The organism is Sphingobium sp. B10D7B (genome assembly GCF_025961955.1).
Classification (GTDB): Bacteria; Pseudomonadota; Alphaproteobacteria; order Sphingomonadales; family Sphingomonadaceae; genus Sphingobium.
The window spans coordinates 2601269-2616801 of record NZ_JAOQOQ010000001.1 but is presented as its reverse complement, the minus strand read 5'-3'; the positions used below and the strand labels follow the sequence as shown (position 1 = coordinate 2616801).

Genomic DNA, 15533 nt, shown 5'->3' with positions numbered 1-15533 from the left:
CCCGTTAGCCCTCGGCCGGTGAGGGCGCATCCCGGTTGAGCGCCTGGGCATCGGCAAAGCCCGCCGCTGCAAAAGGCGCCGGCGGTGGGGCTTCGGCCTCGACGGGCGGCTTGCCGGGGCGGGGCAGCTTGAGGCTGACCGCGTGCAGCAGCATCCGGCCATCCCATGGCGCGCCGGGTGTAGCAGAGGGGTAATAACGGTCGCCCAATATGCCGAGGCCGAGGCCGTGCAGGGCATGGGCGCGCAGCTGGTGCGTGCGCCCGGTTTCGGGGCGGAATTGCACGAGGGCGCGGCCATCGCGCGCCTCCAGCAGGCGCCAGCGCGTCACGGCCGGCTTGCCCTTCGGGTCCGGCTGCATCCGCCAGCCATCCTCGCGCGTGCTGGTCTTGCCCAGCGGCAGGTCGATCACGCCTTCGCGCTCCGCCGGCACGCCGTCCAGCACGGCAAGATAGACCTTCTCCACCTCGCGCGCTTCGAAGGCCTGGGTGAAGCGCTTGGCAGCCTTGGGGTTGCGGGCGAGCAGCAGGCAGCCGCTGGTGTCCCGGTCCAGCCGATGCACCGCCACCGGCCAGCGCTGGAAGCCGAAGGTCAGGCTGTCGAGATGATTTTCCAGGCTCAGCGCGCCGTCGCGCGGGCGGTCGACGGGCAGGCCCGCCGGCTTGTCCAGCACGATGGCCTCGCCATCCATGAAGATCACCCGGTCGGTAAGGGGGGACAGATCGCCCGCGGGCGACCCTCTGCGGCTATTCCGGGGATCATGGGTGAAGGACATGCAGCCTCCCTAGGCGCTATCGCCCGCAGGGGGAAGACGCGGGGAGGGACGGGCTCCATTTACTTGCCCCCAGCGGATGGGGCCGCATTGATTCTCACCCCATTAAGCACGCAAATGGCTCGCGACTCGTGCTTTCAGGCCAGTTTACGTAAAATTAACCTTTTGCGTTCACTCTTCATATGGTTAATAGTTACTGGTGGTTGGATTGAGTGACGAGCAGCTCTCCGGCCAATTGAGCAAAGGGGCTGGTGTATGCGCGTGTTGCTGATCGAAGACGAACCGACGACTGCCAAAGCTATCGAGCTGATGCTGACCACCGAGGGGTTCAACGTCTACACGACCGATCTGGGCGAAGAAGGCCTCGATCTCGGTAAGCTCTACGATTACGATATCATCTGCCTCGACCTGAACCTGCCGGACATGCACGGCTATGACGTGCTCAAGAAGCTCCGCGCATCGCGCGTGCAGACCCCGGTCCTCATTCTCTCCGGCATTGCCGAGATGGACAGCAAGGTCCGCTCTTTCGGCTTCGGTGCAGACGATTACGTCACCAAGCCGTTCCACAAGGAAGAGCTGGTCGCGCGCATCCATGCCGTCGTCCGCCGCTCCAAGGGCCATTCGCAAAGCGTCATCCGCACCGGAAAGCTGTCGGTCAATCTCGACGCCAAGACCGTGGAAGTGGATGGCAATCGCGTCCACCTCACCGGCAAGGAATATGCGATGCTGGAGCTGCTGTCGCTCCGCAAGGGCACCACGCTCACCAAGGAGATGTTCCTCAACCATCTCTATGGCGGCATGGACGAGCCGGAACTCAAGATCATCGACGTGTTCATCTGCAAGCTGCGCAAGAAGCTCAGCCTGGCATGCAGCGGCGACAATTACATCGAGACCGTCTGGGGCCGCGGTTATGTGCTGCGCGATCCCGACGAGATCATCGACGAGCTGGAGACGGCGCAGGTCGCCTGACGTCACGCTGCGAACGGGATTTAGGGGAAAGGCCGGCGGAGGTCCGTCGGCCTTTGCTATGTGGGCCTCGCCGGAACCGGCAGGCGCGGGATAGGGGGTGCAGAAACCCAGCCGCACGCGGGCGGCCTATAGGCCCCTTATACCGGACACGCCCGACCACCAAAAACCACCCCGTGCTCCTGCGAAGGCAGGAGCCCAAGGCAGACAAGCGCCTCGATTGGACTTGGCGCACGTCATGCAGATGCAGTCTCGGATGCAATAGCTGCCGCGTCATCTGCGACCGAAAACGGCATCCGGACGATCGTTCTCTCCTATGGAGCTTTGCTGGCCTACGGCTCGCAGGAGGGGCCGGGGGCGGCATGGAAGTGAGTGACCGAGGCGTTGCTGCACCACCCCAACCCCTCCTCTGAAGAGGAGGGGCTAAGATTGCTTCCTAGACCCAGCACGGTCATCCGAACGGCGGCAAACTGCCTATGCTCTACAAGCAGCCTGTCCGGGCACGACACCGTAGCCGACAAGCCTCCGTTCGTCCTGAGTAGCTGCTGAGCCTGTCGAAGCAGCGTATCGAAGGACCGGCCATGCGCTGACCCACCGGCAAACGGGGGCTTTCGAACCCACTGCCGCCCCGGCTCGAATGTTGCCCTACTCGCTCAACCAATCGGCCTTAATCTCGCCCCTGTGCCCCTCCGGCGCCAGCGTGGCCCGCAGGGCTTCCAGCAGAGGCGGCAGCGCCTGCGTGAAGGCGTAGGGCGGGTTAACGATATAAAGGCCCGCGCCGTTGTAGATGCCCGGCTGGTCGGCATCGTATAACCAGTGATCCACCTGCAAGAATTTCGGGATGCCGAGCTTGCGGAGTTGCCCGCTCCACCGCTGATGCGTGGCGCGGTCTTTGAGCGGATACCAGATCACCGTCACGCCATGCGCCCATTTGCGGTGAGCGGCGGCGAGGGTGGCGGTGATGCGGGCGCGTTCGTCCGTCTGCTCATAGGGCGGGTCGACCACCACCACGCCGCGCGCAGTGCGGGGCGGTACCATCGCCAGCCAAAGCTCGTAGGCATCGCGCTCGTGCACCGCGGCGGACGTGCCGCGCATTACACCGCGCAGGGCATAGGCGTCTTCGGGATGCTTTTCGTTGAGGATCAGCAAATCCTGCGGGCGCAGAAGCTGCGCCAGAATTTTCGGCGATCCGGGGTAGAGGCGCGGCTCGGCTCCCACGTTCACCGCCTGCACGGCGGCGCGATAGTCGCCAAGCAAGGGGTTCGGATCGGCAAAGGCGCGCAGCACGCCGTTCATGGCCTCGCCGGTGCGTTGGGCCTGCTCGCTGCCAAGGTCGTACAGTCCGCAGCCGGCATGGGTATCGATCAGGGTCAGGGCGCCCGGCTTCTGCTGCAAGGCCCGCACGAGGGCGATCAGCAGGCTGTGCTTCACGACATCGGCGCTGTTGCCGGCATGGAAGGAATGGCGATAATTCATGGTGATTCAAATTCCTGACACGTGCGGCCGGGCGGGAACGCGCGGCGACCGACAAGGCGCTCGTAGAGCGTGAGCGGAAGCCTTTAAAGCAGTTGCGCGCAGCCTCAACCCCGTGGCGATGGCCCCTCGGCGCGATCGCATTATGTGCTCAGAACAGACGCGCCGTTCGTGTCGAGCCCTTCGACTGCCCGCAGGCGAGCGCTCGGGATGAACTTCAGCCTTTGGCTGAAGTCGAGACACGCGAGGCCTGTACCAACCGTGTCTCGACTTCGCTCGACACGAACGGCGCGGTGGGGAGCCGTAGGTGACGGGAAGCGAGGGCAGTCCGGCTGCACTCATCGCAATGTCTGCGTTGTGCCCGACGGAGCCGACCTAGCCCCCCGATTTACCGGTCGAGAGGAACCACCGCTCCGTGCCCTCAAGCCCCGCCGCCGTCAGCACGCCGGACTTGTACGCGCCGGTATCGATTCCCATCCGGTTTTCGCGCTGCTCGACCGCCTCGGTAATCGAGTGGCCATGGATGATGAAATAATCGTGCGGTTCGTCGTAGAACAGGAATTCCTCGCGGATCCAGCGCAGGTCCTTTTCGTCCTGCTCGTCCAGCGGCACTTCGGGCCGGACGCCGGCGTGGACGAAGGCGTAATTGCCGATGATCGCCTTGTCCGTCAGCCCGGCGAGGAAGGCGCGATGCGTATCCGGCACCGCACTCGTCAGCCAGTCGCGCAGTTCGCCCAGCGTCATCGTATCGAGATCGGCCTCGCTGGCGCCATAGGAGAGGAGCGTCTCGCGGCCGCCGATGCGGGTGAGGAAGCGCAGCGCGCTTTCATCGCCCTCCACGGCCATGGCGAACACTTCCTCATGATTGCCGCGCAGGCAGAGGATGTTCGGCCACCAGTCGCGCAGTTGCAGCACATAGTCGATCACACCCTTGCTGTCCTGCCCGCGATCGACATAATCGCCCAGAAACACCAGTTGCGTGCTGCCGGTCGGGCCGCGGCTATGGTCGTCGGCTGCGATCAGATCGATAAGTTCCAGCAGCAGATCCAGCCGGCCATGAATGTCGCCGATCGCATAGACGCGGCGGCCCTCGCCCAGGTCGGGCGCGTGGGTCAGAGGTTCAGGCTTTGACTTTGATTTGAAGAGGCCAAACATGTGCCGCTCCATATAAAGCGAGCAGGAGCGATCCGGCCAGCGCAATCGTGCTTAGCAAAAGCTTTCCGATGCCATGCCGGCGCGGTCAGAGCTTGGGCAGCGTCACGCCCCGTTGGCCCATATATTTGCCTGCGCGGTCGGCATAGCTGGTCTCGCACGGCTCATTGCCTTCCAGGAACAGGAACTGGCAGGCGCCTTCATTGGCGTAGATCTTGGCGGGCAGTGGCGTGGTGTTGGAGAATTCCAGCGTCACATGGCCTTCCCAGCCCGGCTCCAGCGGCGTCACGTTCACGATGATGCCGCAGCGGGCGTAGGTGGATTTGCCGAGGCAGATCACCAGCACATCGCGCGGAATGCGGAAATATTCCACGGTCCGCGCCAGCGCGAAGCTGTTGGGCGGGATGATGCACACGTCCGTCTTGCGGTCGACAAAGCTGTTGGCGGCGAAGTCCTTGGGGTCGACCACGGCGCTGTCGACATTCGTGAAGATCTTGAAATCCTCGGCCACCCGCGCGTCATAGCCGTAAGAGGAGAGGCCGTAGCTGATGCAGCCCTCGCGCCGCTGGCTTTCCACGAACGGCTCGATCATGCCGTTTTCTTGCGCCTGACGGCGAATCCATTTGTCGGAGAGTATGGCCATGGGGGCGTTGCTAATCGCTCGCCGCGCCGAATGCCAGAGGCGATGATATAGGGAGGATCAGCCCGGGCCGATGCCGAGATTGGCCGGGCCGAAGGCGTGCGGCAGCAGCGCGTCGAGCGTAAGGCGCAGCACGGCGCTGCCATCTGGCGTGGCGCACAGGATCGTCAGCGGGCGCCCGCCCATATCCTGCGCCTCCTTGATGATCTGCCGGCAGCGACCGCAGGGCGTGATGACGCCGCCATCCCCGCCGTCCATCGCGCCGCCCGTCACCGCGATCGCCGCGATGTCCCGCAGCTGCCCCTGCGCATTGGCGGCAGCGATGGCCACGCTCTCGGCGCAGAGCGACAGGCCGTAGCTCGCATTCTCGAAATTGGCGCCGGTGAGGATCGTCCCGTCGGTCAGCCGCAAGGCCGCGCCGACTGCAAAGCGGCTATAGGGCGCATGGGCCTGCGCCATGGCGCCGCGGGCGGCGTCGATCAGCGTGCGCTCGTCCGGGGTCGGCGCTGTCAAGTCTTGTCGGGTCGTTTCATCGCTCATTGCCGCACCGCATTCCATTCGATCGGCCCCTCGATGCCGTTGACCCGCTTCCAGGTGGAGGCGGTCCACATCGTCCAGGGACGCGTGGTGTAATCGGGCACGAAGAAGTCGCCGTCCACCCACAAGGTGCGGTTGATGCCACCGGCCACGTCATAGGCCGCCTCGAATTCGCGGCTGGTGCGGATCACGGCGGGCTTGGCGGAGTGGGTTTCGATCTGGTTGAGGAAGGTGTTCAGCTCGGCGAGCAGCGTATCGCGGTTGGGCCGCGCCGTGCAGGGCAGGTCGAAGCCCATTTCCACCACCGGCGGCAGCATCTGCGGGTCGCGCGGCACGGTGGCGATGAACCGCGTGGCCTGCGCCGAGGCGCTGCTGCACAGATCATAGCGATGGATCGCGCCGTGGCGCATGTCGTTGGCGACCGCGCCGGCGAGATAATCATTAAAGGCGCTGTCCCGCCCGCGCGCGCCATCAGTGGCGCGCAGATAGACGAAGTCGGCACCTGCCGCGCGGGCCATCCGCCAGTTGATCGCGCCGCTCTGGGCGCTCAGCGTGATGCCTTGCACGGGGAAATATTTGGCAGAGGGCGTCCAGCTGCGGGCGAGCGTGAAGAGGCCCGCCACCAGTCCGCCGCCGATCACCAGCAGCAGCATGAAGAGGCGCAGCGGCGTCACCTTGATCCGCCGGCGCCGGGCGCCCGGAGCGCTGGTCATGCGCTTGGCCTTGGTAGTGCTCATGTCTTTTCGTTAGTCCTGTTATGCGCGGATATGCAGCACGCAGATCAGCGTGAACAGCCGCCGCGCGGTATCGAAATCCACGTCGATCTTCCCCTCCAGCCGCCCGCGCAGCAATTCGGCGGCATCGTTGTGGACGGCGCGCCGGGCCATGTCGACGGTTTCGATCTGGCTCGGCGTCGCCTGGCGGATCGCCTGATAATAGCTCTCCGTAATCGCGAAATAATCCCGGATCGCGCGCCGCAGGCTGGCGAGGCCGAGGATGATCGCTTCGAGCGCGCTGTCGTCCGTGCGCCGCAGTTCGATCACCAGCCGCCCGTCCGCCACGCGGAGAAACACCCGGTAAGGGCCGGCATAGCCGTCCTCATGCTGGCGCACGGGCGCGAAATGATTGTCTTCCAGCAGGTCGAAGATCGCGATCCGTCGTTCCTGCTCCACATCCGCGCTGCGCCACAATATCGTCTTCTCGTCGAGCACGATGTCGATGATGCGGGGATCGGCCATGGTCCCTTGCTTCCCTAGGCGCGTGGGCCAGCGGCGGCAAGAGCGTGGGGCAGAGGAGAGGCGAGCAGGCCCCGCGGACGCAGAGCCTCAGGCGGGCTTAGCGCCCTCGTGCCGGGGCATCGGCCAGATCAGGCCGATGAACGGCAGAACCAGCATCGCCAGACCGGAGAACAGCAGCGCACTGGCAACGCCATGGGCCTGCGCCACATGGCCCCACAGCCAGCTCCCCAGCGCGATCCCGCCGAAGGTGAGGCTGCTCACCATGGCGGTAATGCGCCCGATAAGCGGGGCGGGCGACCACATCTGGCCGGCGACGGCAAAACCGGAAAGCGCCTGCACCCAGCCGGCGCCACCCAGCACCAGCAGAACGAGTGTGGGCACCAGCCCGATGCCGAGCGCAACGCATACGCACACCGCGCCATAGAGGAGCCCGGCGCCGCGGATGATCGCCTCGCTCGAGAAGCGCTGGCGGAACCAGGTGCTGCTCGCTGCGCCGATCACGGCCCCAAGGCCGAGTGCGCCGAGCAGCAGGCCGAAGGTCATCGATCCCCGGCCGAGCATCTGCGTCGCGACCAGCGGCATCAACGCCCAGGCGGCGCTGCCGGCGAGCGTGAAGCTGATCGCGCGGACCAGCACGGTGCGGATCGCCGGGGAGCCGAGCGCGAAGCGGAAGCCCTCGCCGATCACCGTCAGCAGCGGGCGCCTTGTGGCCGGCGCTGGCGGCGCGGTGCGCCAGCGCAGCAGGATGACGATAACCATCAGATAGGAGAGGGCATTGACGACGAAGGCGGCCTTCGCGCCGCCCAGCGCGACGATGCCGCCGCCGATGGCCGGGCCAAGGCTGCGGGCGATGTTGAAGGCCAGAATGTTGAGCGCGACGCCCGCGGCCAGTTCGCTGCGCGGCACGATGCTGCCGATGGAGGAGGCGAGCGCCGGGTTGAAGCAGGCCACGCCGCACGCGAGCAGGGCGGTGAGGCCGATGAGCAGCCCCGGCGGTGTCGTCCCGACAAAGGCGAGCGCCGCCAGCAGGATGGAAAGCGAGACCATGCCGGTCTGCGCGCCAAGCATCACCAGCCGCTTGTCGAACATGTCCGCCCAGGCGCCGGCCGGCAGGGCCAGCAGCATGATCGGCAGATTGGTCGCGCTCTGGACGAGGGCGATGACGTCGGCCGGCTGACCCGTGATCGTGAGTTGCCAGGCGGCGCCCACGGACTGGATGGCATTGCCGAAGTGCGAGAACAGGCTGCCGAGCAGGATCAGCAGGAAGGTCCGGTGGCGCAAGGGAGAGAAGGTGCCCCCGCTGCTCATGGCCGTTGGTCCCTCATCTGCTGCGCGCTCATCATGCCTGGCCCCTCCGTGCTGTCGCGATCATTGATCCGTCACACGGTTTCGCCCTAGGCGCGTCGTTCTCGCCCGGCAAGACTGATGCGGCGGCGCGTTGGTGATGGGCAAGCAGGCGGGTGACGGGCCGACCAAAAGCGGCTAACCGCGCCGACGATGACGGGCGTCCTGATCATAATCGCGGCCTTCGCCACCGCGTTTCTTTCCGGCATCTTCGGTATGGCGGGGGGATTGCTGCTGATGGGCATCCTCGCCTTCCTGCTGCCGGTGTCCGCGGCGTTCGTTACGCATGGCATCCTCCAGCTTGTCGCCAATGGCTGGCGCGCGGTGGTGCATCGCGAACATGTCGTCTGGCCGATCATGCGCACGTACGCACTGGGCGTTTTTGCTGCAGGTGCGGTGGTCGCGATGGTCGGCTTCTCGCCCTCGCGGCCCTTGCTGTTTCTGCTCCTCGGACTGGTGCCACTGGTCGTCTGGCTGCCCCGCCGCTGGATCGCCCTCGATGCATCCCGGCCCTCCCACGCCTTCCTCGCCGGGTTCACTGTCTCTGGTCTCAACCTGACGGCGGGCGTTGCCGGCCCGATGATGGACGTGTTCTTCGTTCGCACCCCGCTGACCCGCCACCAGATCGTCTCGACCAAGGCGGCGGGGCAGGTTTTCAGCCATATCGCGAAGATTGGCGTCTTTGGTATGCCCATGTTGCTTGCCGGTCGGAGTGCCATGCCGCCCTGGTGGGTGTTCGCCATCGCCGTGCCGCTGTCCATGGTCGGCACGATGCTTGGCGGGCGACTGCTGGACCGGATCAGTGACGGCCACTTCCGGCGCTATACGGCGTGGATCGTCACCGCGATTGGCATGCTCTACATCGGGAAGGCGGTGATGGAATGGCTCTGACCGAACCTGCCCCCTTGGGCGAGGCCTGCGTCGCCGTATTGCAATGCAGCAATCCGCGCGAGAAGGTGATGGCGGCGCGCAAGGCTGCGCGGGACTGGCGCCTCGGGCGCCTCTCGCACCGGTTCGATACGCCCCCGCCAGACCGACCCGGCCGGCCCGAGCGCCCTGAGCTTCTGCCGCCCAACCGCATGCCCAAGCGCGGCAAGGGTGGCTCGGAGCGCGCCCGCATCGCGATGATTCACGCGCTGGCGCATATCGAATTCGTCGCCATCGACCTGGCCTTCGATCTCATCGCACGCTTTGGCGCGGACTTCCCGCCCGACTTTGCCGACGACTGGCTGCGTGTCGGTGCCGACGAGGCGATGCATTTCGCCCTGCTTGCGCGCCGGCTGGAGGAACTGGGCAGCGCCTATGGCGATCTGCCCGCCCATGACGGTCTGTGGGAGGCCGCGATCGAAACCGCGCATGACGTCGCTGCTCGCCTCGCCATCGTCCCGATGGTGCTGGAAGCGCGGGCGCTGGACATCACCCCGGAAACCATCGTGCGGTTCAGGCATTTCAACGATGAGCGGACCGCGCGGATGCTAACCCGAATCGTTGACGACGAAGTTCGTCATGTCGGCGCAGGGACGAAGTGGTTTTTGTGGTCGATGAATCGATCCGGCGCAAACCCGCAGGAAAGCTACCAAATGTTGGTTCGGCGCCACTTTCGCGGTGCCGTTAAGCCGCCGTTCAACGACTCAGCGCGGAGTCAGGCCGGTTTGACGCGCGATTTCTACCTGCCTCTTGCGCCTTAACCCGTTCTTCGCTCGAAAAGCCCCAGCCGGTTCACATGAGCCGGAAACACAAAAACATTGAGGGGTCGGTCACGGCCCATCACGGGGTCCAAATGATCGATTCGAGCGCTATGACCTTCGCCAAAGAGGGTGTCCTCAAAGCTGCCGCGAAGGTTCTGGCGATTGCCGGTCTGATGGTTGCCTCTCCTGCTCTGGCCGATGCCGGCCACGACGCCCAGTTCGCCTCGCTCTTCTCGGCGATGGTCCAGATGGAGCAGTCCACCGAGCAGAGCACGGACAGCAAGGCCTCCATCCCGTCGCGCCAGCCGGTAGACGATGTGCGTCTCACCTCTTCTTTTGGCACCCGCAGCGATCCGTTCAACGGCCGCGCTCGCATGCACCAGGGCATCGACATTCCCGGCCCGATCGGCACGCCGATCTATGCGACGGCCGATGGCGTCGTGCGCCGCTCGCAGTGGGTGAACGGCTATGGCAATCTCGTCGAGATCAACCATGGCAACGGCCTCGAGACCCGCTACGGCCACATGTCCAAGCTGATCGCCCAGCCCAATGAGCGCGTCCGTCGCGGCCAGCTCATCGGCCTGATGGGCTCCACCGGTCGCTCGACCGGCAGCCACCTTCATTATGAAGTCCGCATCGCCGGCAGCGCCGTGAACCCGATGCCCTATCTGGAAGGCACCAATTACGAGCTGGCTCTGGCCGAGGCCAAGGAGCACAGTGATCGTCAGGTCGCCATGGGTGGCCCGGAAGCCAACCGTCCCACCGACAACCGCGATCGTTGATCGCCGCTCGCCCGCTCGGGTGAGCAGGCTGTCCTGAGTTTTCTTCTCCATCGTCAAGCGCGGCGCGGCTCCCTTGCGGGCCGCCGCTTGCCGTTGCGGCGTGTGCGTCCTATCTAGCAGCCATGGATATCAGCCTCTCTCCCACCGCCGCCGCGCGGGTTGCCTGGATCGCCGAGCGCCAGAGCAAGCCGGCTATTCTCCGCCTCGCGGTGGAAGGCGGGGGGTGCTCCGGCTTCCAGTATCGCTTCGGCTTGGCCGATGCGCCCGAGGCGGACGATGTGATGGTCGAGACGGACGGCGTGAAGTTGGTCGTCGATTCCATGAGCCTCGATCTGGTGCGCGGCTGCGTGGTTGATTTTGTGGACAATCTCGGTGGTGCGGCTTTCAAGGTTGAAAATCCCAATGCCACCGCCGGCTGCGGCTGCGGAACCAGCTTCTCGGTCTGACTTTCTGAGCGTTTGCGCCGGGACGCGCTTGTCGAAGCGCCCCGCTTCTCCCTAAGACGGACCCTCACTGGCAGGTGCCGGCAAAAGGGCTTTAGTTCATGCGGATCGCGACCTTCAATATCAACGGCATCAAGGCGCGGCTGCCGCGCCTGGTCGAGTGGCTGACGGAAACCCAGCCGGACGTCGCCTGCCTACAGGAAATCAAGACGCAGGACGAAGGCTTCCCGATCAAGGATATCGAAGATGCCGGCTATGGCGCCATCTGGCACGGCCAGAAGGGCTTTAACGGCGTCGCGATTCTGGCGAAGGGCGCTACTCCGCAGGAAGTGACGCGCGGGCTGGAGGGCGAGCCGGAAGACGAGCACAGCCGCTACATCGAGGCGGATGTGAACGGCGTGCGCATCGCTTCCATCTATCTGCCCAATGGCAATCCCGTTCCCGGTCCCAAGTTCGAGTATAAGCTGCGCTGGATGGCCCGGCTGCGCACCCGCGCGGCGCAGATCTGGGCGGAGGAAGTGCCCGCCGTGCTCGCCGGCGATTATAATGTCATCCCGTTCGATCGCGACGTCTGGTCGCCGCCCGCCATGGCCAGCGACGCACTGATGCAGCCGGAGAGCCGCGCCGCCTACAAGACCCTGCTCAACGACGGCTGGACCGATGCGCTGGCCGCCCGCCATCCGCTCGGCGGCGTGTGGACCTTCTGGGATTATCAAGCTGGGGCCTGGCAGCGCGATGCAGGCTTCCGCATCGACCATCTGCTGCTCTCGCCCACTGCTGCCGACCGGCTGGTCGATGCGCAGGTGGACAAGGCTTATCGCGGGCGGGAGAAAGCCAGCGATCACGCCCCGGTCTGGGTCCGCCTGAAGGACTGACGGCGCCCTTTCCAACCAGATGCCCAATTCAGGAGCCAGGAGTCGACCCGCGATGAAGGCCTTTGCTTATGACGCCGCCCACCCGCTGACGGACTTTGCGCTCACCCTGCGCGATCTGCCCGATCCGGTGCCCGGACCGCAGGATCTGCTGGTCCGGATTGAGGCCTTCGCGCTCAATCCGGTCGATACCAAGATCCGCCAGCGCCGCGGCGGCACGGCGAATGCGTCGGTCGTGCTCGGTTGGGATGCTGCTGGCATCGTCGAGGCCGTGGGTGCGCAGGTGCAGGGCTTTGCGGTTGGTGATGCGGTCTATTATGCCGGCGATCTCAACCGGCCGGGCAGCTATGCCCGCCTGCAAGCGGTCGATCATCGCCTTGTCGCGCACAAGCCCGCGAGCCTCGATTTCGCCGATGCCGCCGCCCTGCCGCTGACCGCGCTCACCGCCTATGAGGCGATGCTGGAGCGCGGCATCGTCTATGATGCGGACAGCCGCGTGCTGATCATCGGCGGGGCAGGGGGTGTCGGTTCGATGGCGATCCAGCTGCTCAAGGCGCTGACCCCGGCCACCGTCATCGCCACCGCGTCCCGGCAGGAGACGGTCGCCTTCGCGCAGCTTATGGGCGCCGATCATGTCATCGGCCGTGACGTGCAGCCCGAACTGGCGGCGCTGGGCCTGCATGATCTCCATGCCATCTTCAGCACCACGCATACCGATGCCTATCTGCCGGTCATTCCCGCGCTGCTACGCCCCTTTGGCCATCTCATGGTCATCGACGATCCCGCCGCGCTGGACATCCTGCCGTTCAAACAGAAGGCGCTCTCGGTCCACTGGGAGTTCATGTTCGCCAAGTCGAGCAACGGCTTTCGCATGGCCGAACAGCAGGCGGTTCTGCGGCAGGTGGCGGCGCTGGTCGATGCGGGCACGCTGGTTTCCACCCGCACCCGAACACTCACCGCCAGTGTCGACACGCTGCGTGATGCGCACGCCGCGCTGGAGGCCGGTGCGCTGATCGGCAAGACCGTCATGCGCTGGGATTGAGCCATTTTACGTCGGTTTGATGCCTCTTTTCGTCGCCCGGTCTGTTATAGAGGGTGAGCTTGAACAGGGAGCATGGATCGATGGATGACAGGTCGAAGCCTTGGCTGACCGGTGAAGCCCCCGCACGGGGCGGCAAGCGTCATGCTCCCGCCACGGTGCGCAACCGCGATGCCATCGCCCAATTGCTCGCGCAGACCCTGCCGGCCACCGGGCTCGTGCTGGAGATCGCCAGCGGCTCGGGCGAACATGCCGTGCATTTCGCGCGCTGCTTCCCTGCCTTGCGCTGGCTGCCGAGCGACCCTGACCCGGTCGCGCGCGCCTCGATCACCGCCTGGGCGGATGAGGTGGCGCTGCCCAATCTCGCTCCGCCGCTGCAGATCGACGCTGCCGATCCCGAGGCGTGGCCGATCGGCGAGGCGGACGCGATCCTGTGCATCAACATGGTGCATATCTCGCCTTGGGCTGCGACGCTCGGCCTGCTCCACGGCGCGGCGATGCTGTTGCCGGAAGGCGCGCCGCTTTTTCTTTACGGCCCCTATTTCCGCCGCGAGGTGGAGACTGCCCCAAGCAATCTCGCTTTCGATGAGTCGCTGCGCGCGCGCGACCCCGCCTGGGGCCTGCGCTGGGTACATGATGTCGAGGCGGCGGCTGCCTCCGAAGGGTTCGAGCTGAAGCGCGTCGTCGAGATGCCGGCCAATAATCTCAGCCTGATCTTCCGGCGCGGTCCTCATCCGGGCTGACGGTGAGCGCGCGGCGGCGCACATGCTCGCGCCAGGCGATGTAGAGCCCGCTCGCTGCGATCAGCCCGGCTCCCACCCACGTTGAAGGCTCCGGCCAGTAGGACCAAAGCAGCCAGCCGGCCAGCGTGGCCCAGATCATCTGGCTGTAATCCATGGGGATGACGATGGAGACCGGCCCGTAGCGCAGGGCCGAGGTCATGAACAATTGCGCCGCCCCGCCGGTCAGCCCAAGGCCGATGAACAGCAGCCATGCGACGGGATCGTGGCTTTGCCCATACCAGATCAGCATCAGCCCGAGCGGCGGCAGCGAGAGCAGGGTGAACCAGAAGACGATGATCGGCGCCGATTCGCGCTTGCCGAGATCGCGCAATACGATGGCGACCAGCGCCGTCACCATCGCCCCACCGAGTGCCACGAACACGCCGGCGGAGGCGAAATTGGCGGAGTCCGGATGGGTCATGATGACCACGCCGACAAAGCCGAGCAGCACCGCGCTCCAGCGGTGAATGCCGGTTTGCTCGCGCAGCAGCAGCGCGGAGAGGATGGTGGCGAAGATCGGCATGGTAAAACCGATGGAGGTCGCCTCCGCCAGCGGCAGCAATGCGACCGCGCCGAAGTTGAGCAACATGCCGATCATGCCGAGGCTGGTGCGGGTGATATGGGTGCGCATCGGCGCCTTGGGCAGAAGCGCTGTGCCCATCAGTGCGACCGCCCAGATCGCCGCGACGGGGAAGGCGAACAGCTGCCGGTAGAACACCACTTCGGCCAGATTGGCGCCGCGCTCGATCAGCAGCTTGCCGATGGCGTAGGTCGCGCCGATCATCATCATCGCCAGCAGCCGCAGCATGATCGCGAACAGGGGCCGGTCGCGGCGTGCGGGTGCGGAGGGGGCCGCGGCAGCGGCGGCGCTGCTCATGCCAGCGTGCGCCGCCGCGCGCGAGCGCCGCTCAGACTATCCCACACGAACAGTGCGAGGGCGACCCAGATGAGCAGGAAGCTGCCCCAGCGCCCGGCGGACATCGGCTCGCCGAACAGGAATACCCCGCACAGGAACTGCAGCGAGGGAGCGATATACTGCATCAGCCCGAGCGTCACGAGCGGCAGGGCGCGCGCGGAAATCGCGAACAGGATCAGCGGCACGGAGGTGAGCGCCCCGGTGCCGATCAGGCCGATCGTCACCCAGCGATCGTCGCCGAACGCCAGCGTGCCCTGCGCCGCATAAAAGCTGACCAGTGCGAGGGCCGGGGCGCACAGCACCAGCGTCTCCACCGCCAAACCCGAGGTCGAGGGCACCGGCGTCAGCTTGCGGACCAAGCCATAAAAGGCAAAGCTGATCGCCAGCGCGAGGCTGATCCAGAGAGTCTGCCACTCGCCGATGGCGAGCAATGCCACGCCCGCCCCCGCGATGCCGATGGCGACAGCCTGCCGGCGGCGCAGCACTTCCTTGAGCACCAGCGTGCCAAGCAGCACATTGACCAGCGGGTTGAGGAAATAGCCCAGGCTCGCCGCCACGACATGGTCGGTGTCCACCGCCCAGATATAGACCAGCCAGTTGATACCGATCAGCACCGCGCTCAGCGCCAGCGCCGCAAGAATGCGGGGTTGGCTGAAGATCGCGACGAAGGCGCGATATTGCCGCATCGCCGCCAGCACGATGGCGAGAAAGGCGACGGACCAGATCACCCGGTGCGCCACGATCTCGAAAGGAGAGACATGGCCGAGCAGCTTGAAATAAAGCGGCATCAGGCCCCAGATCGCATAGGCGCCAACACCGGCAAGCAGGCCAGCGCGCCGTTGGGCCGCCTGTTCGGCATCCGCGATGTCGGTGGGTTGGCTGCTCATATTGC

The 15533-nt window shown here is 65.7% G+C and carries 18 protein-coding genes; 8 read left to right on the top strand and 10 right to left on the bottom strand.

All coding sequences use genetic code 11. The features are described from left to right. Positions 1-4: 4 nt before the first annotated feature. A complete protein-coding gene (locus M2331_RS12440; protein ID WP_264592452.1) occupies positions 5-688 on the bottom strand; it encodes an RluA family pseudouridine synthase in 684 nt (227 codons plus the stop codon). A 336-nt stretch (positions 689-1024) separates the two neighbouring features. Here M2331_RS12440 and ctrA point away from each other — a divergent pair, with 336 nt between their 5' ends. Further along, the gene (gene ctrA, locus M2331_RS12435) at positions 1025-1738 is read left to right on the top strand and encodes a response regulator transcription factor CtrA (protein WP_181560569.1); all 714 of its coding nucleotides are present in this window, start codon (positions 1025-1027) and stop codon (positions 1736-1738) included. Between the two features lie 642 nt (positions 1739-2380). Here the strand turns inward: ctrA and M2331_RS12430 are convergent. The 7 genes from M2331_RS12430 to M2331_RS12400 form a co-directional block, all read right to left on the bottom strand. Further along, complete coding sequence (locus tag M2331_RS12430; protein WP_181560568.1) at positions 2381-3211, bottom strand: 23S rRNA (adenine(2030)-N(6))-methyltransferase RlmJ; 831 nt, start codon at positions 3209-3211, stop codon at positions 2381-2383. Positions 3212-3583: 372 nt separating this feature from the next. Beyond that, entirely contained in the window at positions 3584-4363 is a 780-nt protein-coding gene (locus M2331_RS12425; RefSeq protein WP_181560567.1) for a metallophosphoesterase family protein, read from the bottom strand. A gap of 85 nt (positions 4364-4448) precedes the next feature. Then, positions 4449-5003 (bottom strand): dCTP deaminase, encoded by a 555-nt coding sequence (dcd, locus tag M2331_RS12420; RefSeq protein ID WP_181560566.1) that lies wholly within the window; start codon positions 5001-5003, stop codon positions 4449-4451. Positions 5004-5060: 57 nt separating this feature from the next. Further along, the gene (locus M2331_RS12415) at positions 5061-5540 is read right to left on the bottom strand and encodes a cytidine deaminase (RefSeq protein ID WP_181560565.1); all 480 of its coding nucleotides are present in this window, start codon (positions 5538-5540) and stop codon (positions 5061-5063) included. After that, positions 5537-6274, bottom strand: coding sequence for a GH25 family lysozyme (locus M2331_RS12410; protein ID WP_264592381.1), 738 nt, complete (start codon positions 6272-6274; stop codon positions 5537-5539). Before M2331_RS12410 ends, M2331_RS12415 begins: the two co-directional genes overlap by 4 nt. A gap of 18 nt (positions 6275-6292) precedes the next feature. Continuing rightward, a complete protein-coding gene (locus tag M2331_RS12405; protein WP_181560564.1) occupies positions 6293-6775 on the bottom strand; it encodes a UPF0262 family protein in 483 nt (160 codons plus the stop codon). 87 nt (positions 6776-6862) lie between these two features. Then, positions 6863-8083 (bottom strand): MFS transporter, encoded by a 1221-nt coding sequence (locus M2331_RS12400; RefSeq protein ID WP_181560563.1) that lies wholly within the window; start codon positions 8081-8083, stop codon positions 6863-6865. Between the two features lie 189 nt (positions 8084-8272). On the opposite strand from M2331_RS12400, the gene M2331_RS12395 reads away from it, so the two are divergent. The 7 genes from M2331_RS12395 (at position 8273) to M2331_RS12365 (ending at position 13686) form a co-directional block, all read left to right on the top strand. Then, complete coding sequence (locus M2331_RS12395) at positions 8273-9010, top strand: sulfite exporter TauE/SafE family protein (RefSeq protein WP_181560562.1); 738 nt, start codon at positions 8273-8275, stop codon at positions 9008-9010. Beyond that, a complete protein-coding gene (locus tag M2331_RS12390) occupies positions 9001-9807 on the top strand; it encodes a ferritin-like domain-containing protein (RefSeq protein WP_181560561.1) in 807 nt (268 codons plus the stop codon). The genes M2331_RS12395 and M2331_RS12390 overlap by 10 nt, the downstream gene beginning before the upstream one ends. A 110-nt stretch (positions 9808-9917) precedes the next feature. Beyond that, positions 9918-10589, top strand: coding sequence for a M23 family metallopeptidase (locus M2331_RS12385; RefSeq protein ID WP_264573551.1), 672 nt, complete (start codon positions 9918-9920; stop codon positions 10587-10589). A 122-nt stretch (positions 10590-10711) separates the two neighbouring features. Further along, positions 10712-11035, top strand: a complete 324-nt coding sequence (erpA, locus tag M2331_RS12380) for an iron-sulfur cluster insertion protein ErpA (protein ID WP_181560559.1) — start codon at positions 10712-10714, stop codon at positions 11033-11035. A 98-nt stretch (positions 11036-11133) separates the two neighbouring features. Beyond that, positions 11134-11907, top strand: a complete 774-nt coding sequence (gene xth / locus M2331_RS12375; RefSeq protein ID WP_181560558.1) for an exodeoxyribonuclease III — start codon at positions 11134-11136, stop codon at positions 11905-11907. 52 nt (positions 11908-11959) lie between these two features. Next, positions 11960-12946 (top strand): zinc-binding alcohol dehydrogenase family protein, encoded by a 987-nt coding sequence (locus M2331_RS12370; protein ID WP_181560557.1) that lies wholly within the window; start codon positions 11960-11962, stop codon positions 12944-12946. An 80-nt stretch (positions 12947-13026) separates the two neighbouring features. After that, entirely contained in the window at positions 13027-13686 is a 660-nt protein-coding gene (locus M2331_RS12365) for a DUF938 domain-containing protein (protein WP_181560556.1), read from the top strand. Here the strand turns inward: M2331_RS12365 and M2331_RS12360 are convergent. After that, positions 13649-14602 carry a DMT family transporter gene (locus tag M2331_RS12360; RefSeq protein WP_181560555.1) on the bottom strand — a complete coding sequence of 318 codons (954 nt, stop codon included), beginning with the start codon at positions 14600-14602 and terminating at the stop codon, positions 13649-13651. The two genes, M2331_RS12365 and M2331_RS12360, sit on opposite strands and share 38 nt — an antisense overlap. Further along, positions 14599-15528 carry an EamA family transporter RarD gene (rarD, locus tag M2331_RS12355; RefSeq protein ID WP_181560554.1) on the bottom strand — a complete coding sequence of 310 codons (930 nt, stop codon included), beginning with the start codon at positions 15526-15528 and terminating at the stop codon, positions 14599-14601. The genes M2331_RS12360 and rarD overlap by 4 nt, the downstream gene beginning before the upstream one ends. Positions 15529-15533: the final 5 nt, after the last annotated feature.